This window comes from Bartonella sp. AP72JLCBS (assembly GCF_042195705.1).
Taxonomy (GTDB): Bacteria; Pseudomonadota; Alphaproteobacteria; order Rhizobiales; family Rhizobiaceae; genus Bartonella.
This window is the reverse complement of record NZ_JBHIOU010000001.1, coordinates 216,884-229,294: the sequence shown is the minus strand read 5'-3', so window position 1 is coordinate 229,294 and position 12,411 is coordinate 216,884. Positions and strand designations below refer to the sequence as shown.

Sequence of the window (12,411 nt, the reverse complement as noted above, 5' to 3'; positions counted from 1 at the left end):
AATCATCACTACCGATTATTTTATAGATTCATCGCCAAACACTGTTCGGGAGAAAAAATATGTTGATTGAACAGTTTATTTGTCGAGAAGACAATTTCGGTGTACTCCTTCATGATGAAAAAAGTGGTATGACAGCTGCAATAGATGCTCCTGAAGGCAAAGCGATTCACAATGCCTTAAAGCGCCACAATTGGACACTTAACACTATTTTTGTAACTCATCATCATCACGACCATGTAGAAGCCCTATCAGAATTAAAACAAGTTTACAACGCTACGGTTATCGGACCAGAAGCAGAAAAAGAAAAGATCAATCATCTTGATAAAACACTTCAACCTGATGAAAGTTTTTCTTTTGGCTCACACCTTCTTTTAGCTCTTTCAACACCTGGTCATACTCTAGGCGCATTATCTTACTATTTTCCTGAAAAGAATTTACTCTTTGCTGGAGATACACTTTTTTCATTGGGCTGTGGACGTCTTTTCGAAGGAAAACCAGCACAAATGCTGAATTCTTTAAAAAAACTTCGTAAACTTCCTGATGAAACACTTCTCTATTGTGGACACGAATATACAAAAAATAACGCTCTTTTCGCACTAACAATTGACCCACATAATAAAAAACTCCACCAAAGAATAGAGGAAGTTTTTTTGCTACGTGCAAAAAACGCTATGACTTTACCAGTAACCTTAGGGCAAGAAAAAGCCACCAATCCCTTTCTCCGCTGGGATGATAGTGTATTGCGAAAGAACCTTGTAATGGAAGAAAAAACAGATGAAGAAGTTTTTGCTGAAGTTCGAAGAAGAAAGGACAATTTTTAACCATGCGTAAGTTCGTATTACGTTTGTTCCTGCTTTTTCTTTTCGTGATACATATTCAACAAACAATGGCAGAGGAAAAGGAAACAGATAATTCTTCTCTTATAGCACCTCTCATTGCAAATTATCCCTTAACAGAAGATTTTCTTTTAAAGCTGGAAAAAATTGAAAAAGAATGTAAAAACTTACTTCCAGAAACAAAAAATAATCTTATAACTTATGATTCTAGTATCCACTCTAGTATTGAAAACTACACTACCTATATTTCTAGTAAACCAAAACTTGTGAATATTTTAAAAGAAAATAATATAACACCGAAAGATTTTGCTGCGGGAACCTTAGCACTTAAAGAAATATCAGCGCTTCTCATATTTGTACCTGAAAAGGAATATTCTACTGAGAAAAATACTATATTTCTAAACAATCTTGAATTTGTTAAAAAACATTTTTACAAAGCAACAATTCTTTTAAATAGCTGTGAAAAACTCATTTTGAGCAACTAATCAGCTATGAGACATTAAAAAATATCATCCCATTAATCTAATAAAAAAGTATGTGCATTAAAAAAACACCGTGTTTTTACCATTCCTAATAATTGTTTTTATTTCGATTATATTTACAAATGTTTTTCTAAAAATAAAGAATAACAGACGGAAAAATATTTATTGAAATTCAAAAAAGAAAGGATAATTTTTCGTCATGTTTAAACTTCTATTGTGTTTTTTCTTCATTTTTCCTTTTGTATCATACGCTCAAGAAAAAAAACAAGAAATAGATGATCCTTCTTTTATACCGCCTTTCATTGCAAATTATCCCTTAACAGAAGATATTCTTTTAAAGCTGGAAAAAATCAAAGCAGAATGTAGAAATTTATCTTCAGAACCAGAACAAACAAATACAAAAAGTGATCTCAGTACTTATGATGATAATATTGAAAAAGACGCTTCCTATATTTTTAATAATCCAAAACTTGTAAATATTTTAAAAGAAAATAATATAACACCGAAAGATTTTGTTGTTGCTCACCTAGCACTTCAAGCGACATTGTATGTACTTACTGATGAAGAAAATTCTACTTATGAAAAAAACTCTTTACCTGCAAGAAATATAGAATTTGCTAAAGAGCATATGTATAGAATAATAAAAATTTTAAAAGATACCTGTTAAAAAAATCTTTTTAGAACAATTGATTAACTTTGTAAACGCCGACAAATTTCATCTAATTGTTCTAATGAAGAGTAATGTATTTTTAAATCTCCACCTTTTTTACCATGTCGAATAATAACTTTCATTCCTATCACATCTGCAAGTAATTTTTCTAAAGATTTTGTTTCAGCATCTTTCTCCGTATTGGTACGCTTTTTAGTTTTAGGATTAGCTTGCTCATATGCAAGTATTTCTGTTTGACGTACTGAAAGCCCTTCACGAATAATTTTCTCAGCTAAATTTTGTGGATCATCAACGGTTATAAGACAACGTGCATGACCTGCAGAAAGTTGTCCATCAGTTAAGAATTGTTGTACTTTTTCTGGAAGTTTTAACAAACGAAGCGTATTTGCAACATGACTACGACTTTTTCCTATAACTTGCGCTAAATCTACTTGCGTATAATCATGTTCATTTAGAAGCATCTCATATCCCTTTGCTTCTTCGATAGGATTAAGATCTGCACGTTGAACATTTTCAATAATTGCCAATTCCAAAGCCGTTTTATCGTCCACATCACGAATAATAACGGGTAATTGACTTAAATTTGCACGTTGTGCTGCACGCCAGCGCCGTTCACCCGCAATCAATTCAAACCGATGAGGATGATCTCTTAAAGGCCTCACAATAACCGGTTGAACCACACCGTGTTGACGAATTGATTGTGTCAAATTATCAAGCTCTGTTTCAGTAAAATGACGCCGAGGATTGTGAGGATTACATGAAATAGATTCAATAGAAATAAATCGCTCAGAAAGACTACCGGATTCATTTAATTTATCAAAGCTTGATGAACGTGCAATATTGTTGTTTAAATTGATATCTCCAATCAATGCCGCTAATCCACGTCCTAGTCTTTTTTTTGATAGATCATCGTTCATAATTTTGCTCTTTGAGTTTTCTTACAAAAAATTTTACATTTTTAAGCAGCAGCACGTGCTTGTTTTTCACGTTGAATCATTTCTGATGCTAGACGCAAATAAGCTTGGCTCCCAGCACATTTAAGATCATAAAGCAATACAGGTTTGCCAAAAGAAGGCGCTTCTGATACTCTTACATTTCGTGGAATAACAGTACGATAAACTTTATCTCCCATAAAAGAGCGTACATCTTCAACAACTTGATTTGAAAGGTTATTACGTCCATCATACATTGTTAAAACAATACCTTGGATCTCTAAAGATGGATTAAGTACGGATCGCACTTGTTTTACTGTTTCAAGTAATTGACTTAAACCTTCAAGTGCTAAAAATTCACACTGCATAGGCACTAAAACAGAATCCGCAGCCCCCATAGCATTAAGTGTTAAAAGATTAAGGGAGGGAGGACAGTCAATTAAAATATAATTGAATTTTTTTTCCATTTCCGGATCATCATAGAGAGCTTTACGTAAGCGTTGTATGCGATCTTTTGATGAAGAAATTTCCATTTCCACACCTAAGAGATCAAGTGTAGAAGGAACTATATAAAGATTGGGTACGGCTGTTTTTAAAGCCGCCTGTGTAATTGAAACGCCCGAAACCAAAACATCATAAGAAGATAAAGGACGGCTATTACGATCAATCCCTAAACCTGTACTAGCATTACCTTGTGGATCAACATCCATAATAAGGACATTTTCACCAATAGCCGCTAAAGCTGTAGCAAGATTAATTGCTGTGGTTGTTTTTCCGACTCCACCCTTTTGGTTTGCAATAGCGATAATTCGTGTTTCGCTCATTTTGCTCTACCCTCTATATGATCGAATATGAGAAATTTCCAAAATAACAGAATTTTCATCAACTTTACTTTTATGTTTTAACAGATCAAAGTGCCAATTGGCAGAGGCATTTTTTATTTCTGTAGCGTAATCCCGACCTTTTTGCAAAAGAGCTATTGTTTTTTCTGTTAATAAAGGAAAAATGAGTTGTAAAAGAGTATCAAGCGGCGCTAATCCCCGTGCTGTTATAATATCAGATATGGGAATTTTTTGATATATATCTTCAATTCTAGCGTGATAAACCGTTGCTGGAAGATTAAGTTGAGCAATAACTGTTCGCAAAAAAGCAACTTTTTTCCCATTACTTTCAACAAGATTAATATGTCCTGCTTTTTTTTCTTTCAAAAAGATAGCAATCACAATTGCAGGAAAACCTCCTCCTGATCCTAAATCACACCAATGTAAAGAATGAGCATACAAAGGAAAAATTTGTGCTGAATCTAGAATATGTCGTGTCCATAGATCTGGTATAGTTGTAGCAGATATCAAATTAATATGTGCATTCCACTGAAGTATTAAAGACTCAAACTGAATTAAATTTTCCATCGTTTCACGTGAAACAGAAGGAACAATATTTAATAATTGTTGATATTTTTTTTCTGTAGAAAAATTCATTAAGCTGTTTTAGCCTTTTCACGTCGTTGACGTTGAATATGTGTAATAATAAGCGATAACGCGGCGGGTGTCATGCCATCAATTTTTTGTGCATCAGCAATTGAACGCGGCGACACTTCTTGAATTTTTGATTTAAGTTCATTTGAAAGACCTGAAATTGCCTGAACATCAAGAGAAGAAGGAATTTCTAAACGCTCATCTCTCTGAAGAGAGGCAATATCTTGTGCTTGTTTATCTAAATAAACCGCATATTGTGCTTCAATTTCTAAAGATTCTGCTGTTTTAGAATCAATTGTTTTTAATTGTGGCCAAAAATCTGAAAGACGCTCTAAGGTCATATGAGGATAAGCAAGAAAATCATAAGCCGAACGCCGAATTCCATCATGATTAACATGTAATCCATGAGCAGAAGCTTCATTGGGTGTTAAAAAAAGATTTTGACATATTGATCGTGCTTGATCAAGCCGTTGTTGTTTTTTCTGATAACATTCCCAACGTATTTTACTCACAATACCCCATTTTTGTGCCAAAGGTGTTAAACGCGTATCAGCATTATCAGATCGTAAAGATAAACGAAATTCAGCACGTGATGTAAACATCCTATAAGGTTCACAAACACCACGTGAAACCAAATCATCAATCATAACACCAATATAAGCAGTAGAACGACTTATAAGTATTTCATCTAATTTACCTACTTTACGTGCAGCATTTAATCCAGCTAAAAGTCCTTGTGCTGCTGCTTCTTCATATCCTGTTGTACCATTAATTTGGCCTGCTAAGAACAAACCCGGTAAAGAACGTAATTCTAAGTTTCTCGTTAATTGTTGTGGATTAACAAAATCATATTCAATAGCATAACCAGGTTGCAAAACTATAGCATTTTCCAATCCTTCAATGGTTTTCAATAGAGAAATTTGTACATCTTCAGGAAGAGAAGTAGAAAGACCATTTGGATAAACAGTATCATCATTTAATCCTTCTGGTTCCAGAAAGATCTGATGTCCATCACGTTCTCCAAATTTAACAATTTTATCTTCAACAGAAGGACAATAACGTGGTCCTAACCCTTCAATATTTCCAGAATATAAAGCAGAGCGATAAATATTCTCGCTAATAATTTGATGTGTTTTCTCATTTGTACGTGTTATTGCACATTCAATTTGTGGTTGTTCAATTTTCTCTGTTAAAAGAGAAAAGGGTATGGGATTTTCATCTGCTTGTTGTTTTTGGAGAGCTTCCCAAGCAATTGTTTTTTTACTCAAACGAGCAGGGGTTCCTGTTTTTAATCGTCCAAGTTTTATATGATATTTTTTCAAATGTTCAGCAAGTTTTACACTTGACTGATCTCCCATACGACCAGCAGCCCATGTTTTATTACCAATATGAATAAAGCCATTTAAAAACGTACCTGTTGTTAAAACAACAGCACCAGAAAAAATTGTTCCTTGTTTTTTTAAAATAACACCTGATACACAATTATCTTTAACAACCAGATCAATAACTTCATCCTCAATAAGAGTAAGATTTTCTTGTTCTTTTAATAATTTTTGAATTACTTTTTTATAAAGTTGTCTATCTGCCTGTGTCCGTGGTCCTCTTACTGCCGGTCCTTTACGTCTATTAAGTAGTCTAAACTGAATTCCAGCAGCATCCGCTGCTCTTCCCATAAGACCATCTAACGCATCTATTTCACGAACTAGATGCCCTTTTCCAAGTCCACCAATAGCAGGATTACACGACATTGTTCCCAGTGCTGATATTTTATGTGTAACAAGCGCTGTTTTGGCTCCTACACGTGCTGAAGCTGAAGCCGCTTCACAGCCAGCATGACCACCACCAACAATAACAACATCATATGATTGCATTTAATTAATTCCGTAGAAAATATTCTAAGGTTTCACGTGAAACAGGATATAAATTACATAATCTTTATAATCTGTCTATGAAATAATCAATGTTTCACGTGAATCATTATTTACCAACACAAAATTCTGAAAAAATAATATCAAGCAAATCTTCAACATCAATATCCCCTGTAATTTTCCCAAGAAAATCACTTGCACAACGGAGATGTTCTGCACGTAAACTGAGATCAAGAGAATGATAATTAAGAGAAAATTCAATCTCTTTAACAGCCTGCTTTAATAATTGAAGTTGCCTTTTACGTGCTGGAACAATATTTCCAATTTTAGAAGCACGATAATGACAAAATGATTCAAGTTCTTTTATAAAATAATCAAAATTTAAACCAGTTAATGCGGAAAATTGTATAGACCAACGCTGATCATTTTTTTCATAAAGATCAAGCTTATTGCCAACACACCATATTTCAGCCGATGTTTCTGGTAAATCAACTTGCTTAGGATTTCCTATATCATAAACCAAAATAACCAAATCAGCTTCCCTAACATGCTGTTTAGCAATTTCTATTCCCATCTGTTCTATTTTATTTTCTGTTTTTCTAAAACCAGCAGTATCGGTTAAAAAAATAGGTAAACCACCAAGAATAATTCTCATTTCTAAAGCATCACGGGTTGTTCCTGCTTCTTCCGTTACAATAGCAACAGATCTTCCTGAAAGACGATTCATAATGCTTGATTTTCCAGAATTTGGAGCACCAGCAATAACAATTTTTAATCCATCACGTAAAATACTCGCACGTTCTCCTTCAGTAATATATTCCCGAATAGAAGTACAAAGATCCTGAACATCTTTCCAAACTTTATCAGATATTGCGTTGGGAATATCTGCTTCATCAACAAAATCAAGTTCTGCCTCAATAAAAGCACGCGCCTTCATAAGCTTATGACGCCAATCACGATAAAGCGTCGTTAAATATCCACTTGTACCCATAACAGCTAAACGCCGTTGGCTTTCCGTTTCTGCTTCTATTAAATCAGCAAGACCTTCTGCTTGAACAAGATCTAATTTTCCTTCCATAAAAGCACGACGTGAAAATTCACCTGCTTCTGCAATACGGCATCCAGAAAATGTCGACAATTCATCGAGAAAACGATTAACGACTGCTTTTCCTCCATGTAAATGGAATTCTGCACAATCTTCCCCCGTAAAACTATGAGGAGCAGGAAAAAAAACAGTTAAACCAGAATCTAAAAAACTACCATCACGAGCAGTAAGATTTCCATAATGCATAAAACGTGCTTTAGGTAAACGACCACAAAGCGTTTTAACTATATCCACAACATGAGGACCAGAAAGCCGAATGACTGCAACCCCTGAAGGTAACAATCCACTCGAAACAGCAAAGATTGTATCCACAGGTTTTATCCTAATAAAAACTTTAATGACTCTACGTATTCATTGAATCAAAAAATTCACTATTGTTTTTTGTTTGCTTTAATTTATCAATCAAAAATTCAATTGCATCTGTTACATTCATAGATGCTAAAATACGACGAAGAACAAAAATTTTGTGTAAATCTTGTCGTTCTACCAGAAGTTCTTCCTTACGCGTTCCTGACTTTAAAATATCCATAGCAGGGAAAATACGTTTATCAGCAACTTTTCGATCAAGAACAATTTCCGAATTACCTGTTCCTTTAAATTCTTCAAAAATAACCTCATCCATACGACTTCCTGTATCAATCAAAGCCGTTGCAATAATGGTTAAAGATCCGCCTTCTTCAATATTACGTGCTGCACCAAAAAAACGCTTTGGACGCTGGAGGGCATTTGCATCCACACCACCTGTTAAAACTTTACCCGAAGAAGGAACAACTGTATTATATGCACGTCCAAGACGTGTAATAGAATCGAGAAGAATAACAACATCACGCCCATATTCAACAAGACGTTTGGCTTTTTCAATAACCATTTCTGCCACTTGTACGTGACGTATTGCAGGTTCATCAAAAGTAGAAGAAACCACTTCTCCTTTTACTGAACGCTGCATATCAGTAACTTCTTCTGGTCGTTCATCTATTAAAAGAACAATGAGATAACATTCAGGATGATTAGTGGTAATAGAATGAGCAATATTTTGAAGTAAAACTGTTTTTCCCGTCCGAGGAGGAGCTACAATTAACCCTCTTTGTCCTTTTCCCAATGGAGATATCAAATCAATCACGCGTGATGACATATCTTTCTCTGTAGGATCTTGTATTTCCATTTGGAAACGTTCATTTGAATAAAGAGGAGTAAGATTATCAAAGTGGATTTTATAACGAATCTTTTCAGGTTTTTCGAAATTAATTGTATTAATTTTAAGGAGAGCAAAATAACGTTCTCCCTCTTTTGGACTGCGTATGGGACCTTCAATTGTATCGCCTGTTTTTAAAGAAAACGACTGTATTTGTGCAGGTGAAAGATAAATATCATCAGGACCAGGAAGATAATTAGCATCAGCAGATCTCAAAAATCCAAATCCGTCTTGTAAAACTTCAACAACACCTTCTCCTATAATTTCAACGTCTTGTAGAGCAAGTTTTTTCAAGATAGCAAACATTAATTCTTGTTTGCGCATAAGGGAGGCATTTTCAACTTCTAATGTTTCAGCAAAAGAAACAAGCTCAACGGGATTTTTGCTTTTAAGTTCTTGTAGTTTCATTTTTTGCATGAAATATGCTCTTTGTAATTAAGGAGAAGATTGTTCTAAATAATTTATGGAAATTTATGAGTGAAATATTATTAAGAAAAAATATCCTACACTCAATTTTTTTAATCTGCAAGTACCATTTATATGAAATTTGTTCCTGTAATATTAAGTAATTATATGAAAAACTTGAAAAAATATAAAATCCAAATAGTATTTAATTATTTTAATAACAAAAATGTGAGTTAGGATTATAGCATTAATAAAATGCTATTCAAAAGTATTTTTTACAGAAATTTATATTAATAAATTTATATTAAAGAAAGGATTATTCTTATTTATAACTGTGTTTAGTGTGGATTATTATTTATCCTCAATTTTATCCACAAAAGGAACTGAAAAAAGAATAAAAATATCACTATCTTAAAGATATTATCCCCTCTTTTTTTATAAGAGGGATTAAATTATCACAAGCATTTAATTTGTGCATAAAAAAGGAGAATTTTTCATAAATTTTAGTTTTATAAAAAACGGTGAGGATATATACACATGTCTTAACAAGGAGTTAAAATTTTTGTGACAAAAGAAAAAAAATTCTTTCATTTACACATGCTTTCTGATGCAACAGGAGAAACATTAATTTCTGTTGGAAGAGCTGTAGCATCGCAATATGCAATGATTCAGGCAACAGAGCATATCTATCCTATGATTCGTAATAGAATACAGTTACAGAAAGCTCTTGATGAAATACAACAAGAGCCAGGTATTGTTCTTTACACAATGATTGATGAAGAACTTAAACTACTCCTTCAAAAAAAATGCAAAAAAATAGAAGTTCCCTGTATTGATATATTGCATCCTGTTTTAAATGCTTTTCAGTCTTACCTTGGAATGCCAACACATTTACGTGCGAGCGCACAACATGATCTTAATGCAGATTATTTTCGCCGTATTGAGGCACTGGATTTTACAATAGAGCATGATGATGGACAGTCTTCCAGTAGCTTATCCGAAGCAGATGTGATCCTTGTGGGAATTTCAAGAACCTCTAAAACACCAACAAGCATCTATTTAGCAAATCGCGGAATAAAGACGGCTAATATTCCTCTTATTCCTAATATTGATTTGCCAGAATCCCTTTTAGAGGCAAAAAATTCTTTAATTATTGGTTTAATTGCTTCAGCTGAAAGAATCTCACATATTCGTCAAAATAGAGATTTAGGAGAAGGTTTTGCTCTTGATAATTATACTAATCGTATCAACATAGCTGAAGAATTAATCCATGCAAAACGCATTTGCGAACGTTTTGGTTGGCCTATTATTGATGTCACAAGACGTTCTATTGAAGAAACTGCTGCTGCAATATTTGAACTGTTATCACGATTTCGTGAAGGAAATGAGAGAAAATTCTCATGAACGCAGATACTTTAATATTAGCATCTCTTAGTTTTTATCGTGCAAAATTATTAAAAAAAGCAGGCTTAAATTTTTCCATTGAAGGAGCTTCTTTTGATGAAAGAGAAGTAGAAAAAAAAGCAAAAGAAAAAACACCTAAAGAACTCAGCTGTTTTCTTGCGAGCGCAAAAGCAAAAAATGTTTCAGATCGTTTTCCTGATGCTTTCGTTATTGGTTGTGATCAAGTTCTTGATTTTGAAGGTCAAGTTTTTCACAAAGCAACAAATATTAAAGAAGCACATCAACGTTTATGTGAATTATCAGGAAAAACCCATTCTCTTCATAGTGCGGTAGCTTTATTTAAAAATGGTCAAAAAATTTGGGTTGAAGCTTTTAGTGCACATATGTCCGTCCGTTTACTCTCATCAGAATTTATTGAACGTTATTTAGCACGCGTAGGAAAAGATGTTTTAAACAGCGTGGGAGTATATCAAATTGAAAGAGAAGGAATTCATCTCTTTGAAAAAATTGAAGGAGATTTTTTTACCATTGTTGGTTTACCTTTGCTGCCTCTACTCATAAAACTGCGCCACTTAGGAATTATTGATGGTTGACTTAACAATAAAAAAAACAAATTATCCGCGTGCTTTTGTTGTTGGTTCTCCAATTCATCATTCAAAATCGCCAAGAATTCACAATTTTTGGCTTAAACAATATGGTTTACAAGGAGAATATCTTGCACAAGAAGTAACATCTGAAGAGTTCAGTCATTTTATTGCGTCTTTACAAAAAATAGGCTTTTGTGGAGGAAATGTTACTTTGCCTTATAAACAGGAAGCTTTTCGTTTAGCAGATTATAAAGATGAGAGAGCAACAATGATTGGTGCTGTTAATACACTTTGGTATGAAGGAGATAAGCTTTGTGCCACGAATAGTGATGCCTATGGTTTTAGCGCTAATCTTGATGATTTTGTATCTGATTGGGGAGGGGAAACAGCTCTTGTTTTTGGAGCAGGTGGTGCCGCACGCGCTATCATATATGCCTTAAAAAGACGCGGATTTGAACAGATTTATTTAATTAACCGTACAAAACAACGTGCTGATAATTTAGCTCAGCATTTTGGAAAAATCATTAAAGTTTACGATTGGCATAAAATCCATGAAATACTTCATCAAGCTGATTTGATTGTTAATACAACCTCTATTGGCATAAAAAGTCCAGAAGAAAAAAGTGATTCTTTTTTTTGCGATTTTCATAAAGCAAAAAAAACGGCATTAGTAACAGATATTATTTATACACCATTGATAACTCCTTTTTTACAACAGGCAAAGGCTTGTGATCTCAAGACGGTTGATGGACTTGGGATGCTTCTACATCAGGCTGTTATAGGGTTTGAACAGTGGTTCGGAATAAGACCACAGGTAACAAAAGCGTTACGGACAGCTATTTTAGAGGATATGAGTGAAAAAAGAGAATGAAGATCATAGGATTAACGGGATCAATTGCTATGGGAAAATCAACAGTTGCTGATTTTTTCAAGCAAGCGGGTATTTCTGTTTTTAGTGCTGATGAAGCAGTACAACAGCTTTATAAAAGTGAGCCAGCTTTGTCATTCATAGAGCGTATTTTTCCAGGTGTTGTTGAAAACGGAGAAGTTAACCGTTTGAAACTTTCTGAAATTTTGATTGATGATAAAGAAAAATTACAAACATTAGAAAAAATAATTCATCCTTTGGTGCAAGAAAAAGAAAGGGAATTTATTGATATAGCGCGTGAACAAGGGAAAAAATTAGTTATTCTTGATATTCCACTTCTGTTTGAAAAAAATGGTGAAAGTCGTGTGGATAGCGTTATTGTTGTTTCTGCTCCACCAGAAATACAAAAAGAACGTGTAATGATTCGCCAAGGTATGAATGAGAAAAAATTTGCCTTTATCAACGCTCAACAAATGCCAGATGAAAAAAAACGAGAACGCGCTGATTTTATTATTGATACAGGGAAAGATTTAGAGAATACACGTCAACAGGTTTTTGATGTGATAAAAAAATTGCTAAAGAATTAA

General features: G+C 33.8%; 13 protein-coding genes. 7 read left to right on the top strand and 6 right to left on the bottom strand.

Features of this window, described 5'->3' with window-relative positions; genetic code table 11:
* The first annotated feature begins 59 nt into the window (after window positions 1-59).
* From gloB to ACFILO_RS00820, 3 genes are all read left to right on the top strand, one after another.
* On the top strand, window positions 60-821 hold the full coding sequence (gene gloB / locus ACFILO_RS00830) for a hydroxyacylglutathione hydrolase (protein WP_375632111.1): 762 nt from the start codon (window positions 60-62) through the stop codon (window positions 819-821).
* A 2-nt stretch (window positions 822-823) separates the two neighbouring features.
* Entirely contained in the window at window positions 824-1,321 is a 498-nt protein-coding gene (locus ACFILO_RS00825) for a hypothetical protein (RefSeq protein ID WP_375612763.1), read from the top strand.
* Window positions 1,322-1,517: 196 nt separating this feature from the next.
* Window positions 1,518-1,985 carry a hypothetical protein gene (locus tag ACFILO_RS00820; RefSeq protein WP_375652373.1) on the top strand — a complete coding sequence of 156 codons (468 nt, stop codon included), beginning with the start codon at window positions 1,518-1,520 and terminating at the stop codon, window positions 1,983-1,985.
* 23 nt (window positions 1,986-2,008) lie between these two features.
* Here ACFILO_RS00820 and ACFILO_RS00815 read toward each other — a convergent pair whose 3' ends face one another.
* The 6 genes from ACFILO_RS00815 to rho all read right to left on the bottom strand — a co-directional run bounded on the left by ACFILO_RS00815 (window position 2,009) and on the right by rho (window position 8,977).
* Window positions 2,009-2,905, bottom strand: a complete 897-nt coding sequence (locus tag ACFILO_RS00815) for a ParB/RepB/Spo0J family partition protein (RefSeq protein ID WP_375612765.1) — start codon at window positions 2,903-2,905, stop codon at window positions 2,009-2,011.
* 41 nt (window positions 2,906-2,946) lie between these two features.
* On the bottom strand, window positions 2,947-3,744 hold the full coding sequence (locus ACFILO_RS00810; protein WP_273790170.1) for a ParA family protein: 798 nt from the start codon (window positions 3,742-3,744) through the stop codon (window positions 2,947-2,949).
* 6 nt (window positions 3,745-3,750) lie between these two features.
* Window positions 3,751-4,398, bottom strand: a complete 648-nt coding sequence (gene rsmG / locus ACFILO_RS00805) for a 16S rRNA (guanine(527)-N(7))-methyltransferase RsmG (protein ID WP_375611339.1) — start codon at window positions 4,396-4,398, stop codon at window positions 3,751-3,753.
* Window positions 4,398-6,266, bottom strand: a complete 1,869-nt coding sequence (gene mnmG / locus ACFILO_RS00800; RefSeq protein ID WP_375677706.1) for a tRNA uridine-5-carboxymethylaminomethyl(34) synthesis enzyme MnmG — start codon at window positions 6,264-6,266, stop codon at window positions 4,398-4,400. Before mnmG ends, rsmG begins: the two co-directional genes overlap by 1 nt.
* 106 nt (window positions 6,267-6,372) lie before the next feature.
* Entirely contained in the window at window positions 6,373-7,680 is a 1,308-nt protein-coding gene (mnmE, locus tag ACFILO_RS00795; protein WP_375677705.1) for a tRNA uridine-5-carboxymethylaminomethyl(34) synthesis GTPase MnmE, read from the bottom strand.
* A 31-nt stretch (window positions 7,681-7,711) separates the two neighbouring features.
* Window positions 7,712-8,977 carry a transcription termination factor Rho gene (gene rho, locus ACFILO_RS00790; RefSeq protein ID WP_015857121.1) on the bottom strand — a complete coding sequence of 422 codons (1,266 nt, stop codon included), beginning with the start codon at window positions 8,975-8,977 and terminating at the stop codon, window positions 7,712-7,714.
* A gap of 552 nt (window positions 8,978-9,529) precedes the next feature.
* Here rho and ACFILO_RS00785 point away from each other — a divergent pair.
* From ACFILO_RS00785 to coaE, 4 genes are read left to right on the top strand one after another with little or no spacing between them, the layout of a single operon-like run.
* Entirely contained in the window at window positions 9,530-10,369 is an 840-nt protein-coding gene (locus tag ACFILO_RS00785) for a pyruvate, water dikinase regulatory protein (protein WP_375632115.1), read from the top strand.
* Window positions 10,366-10,962, top strand: a complete 597-nt coding sequence (locus tag ACFILO_RS00780) for a Maf family nucleotide pyrophosphatase (RefSeq protein ID WP_375677704.1) — start codon at window positions 10,366-10,368, stop codon at window positions 10,960-10,962. The genes ACFILO_RS00785 and ACFILO_RS00780 overlap by 4 nt, the downstream gene beginning before the upstream one ends.
* The gene (locus ACFILO_RS00775) at window positions 10,955-11,827 is read left to right on the top strand and encodes a shikimate dehydrogenase (protein WP_375629126.1); all 873 of its coding nucleotides are present in this window, start codon (window positions 10,955-10,957) and stop codon (window positions 11,825-11,827) included. The genes ACFILO_RS00780 and ACFILO_RS00775 overlap by 8 nt, the downstream gene beginning before the upstream one ends.
* Window positions 11,824-12,411, top strand: coding sequence for a dephospho-CoA kinase (gene coaE / locus ACFILO_RS00770; RefSeq protein ID WP_375612770.1), 588 nt, complete (start codon window positions 11,824-11,826; stop codon window positions 12,409-12,411). Before ACFILO_RS00775 ends, coaE begins: the two co-directional genes overlap by 4 nt.

Bases quoted from the DNA above. Each gene is read 5' to 3' on its own strand.
- gloB (WP_375632111.1), top strand. From the start codon at position 60: ATGTTGATTGAACAGTTTATTTGTCGAGAAGACAATTTCGGTGTACTC.
- ACFILO_RS00825 (WP_375612763.1), top strand. From the start codon at position 824: ATGCGTAAGTTCGTATTACGTTTGTTCCTGCTTTTTCTTTTCGTGATA.
- ACFILO_RS00820 (WP_375652373.1), top strand. From the start codon at position 1,518: ATGTTTAAACTTCTATTGTGTTTTTTCTTCATTTTTCCTTTTGTATCA.
- ACFILO_RS00815 (WP_375612765.1), bottom strand. From the start codon at position 2,905: ATGAACGATGATCTATCAAAAAAAAGACTAGGACGTGGATTAGCGGCA.
- ACFILO_RS00810 (WP_273790170.1), bottom strand. From the start codon at position 3,744: ATGAGCGAAACACGAATTATCGCTATTGCAAACCAAAAGGGTGGAGTC.
- rsmG (WP_375611339.1), bottom strand. From the start codon at position 4,398: ATGAATTTTTCTACAGAAAAAAAATATCAACAATTATTAAATATTGTT.
- mnmG (WP_375677706.1), bottom strand. From the start codon at position 6,266: ATGCAATCATATGATGTTGTTATTGTTGGTGGTGGTCATGCTGGCTGT.
- rho (WP_015857121.1), bottom strand. From the start codon at position 8,977: ATGCAAAAAATGAAACTACAAGAACTTAAAAGCAAAAATCCCGTTGAG.
- ACFILO_RS00780 (WP_375677704.1), top strand. From the start codon at position 10,366: ATGAACGCAGATACTTTAATATTAGCATCTCTTAGTTTTTATCGTGCA.
- ACFILO_RS00775 (WP_375629126.1), top strand. From the start codon at position 10,955: ATGGTTGACTTAACAATAAAAAAAACAAATTATCCGCGTGCTTTTGTT.
- coaE (WP_375612770.1), top strand. From the start codon at position 11,824: ATGAAGATCATAGGATTAACGGGATCAATTGCTATGGGAAAATCAACA.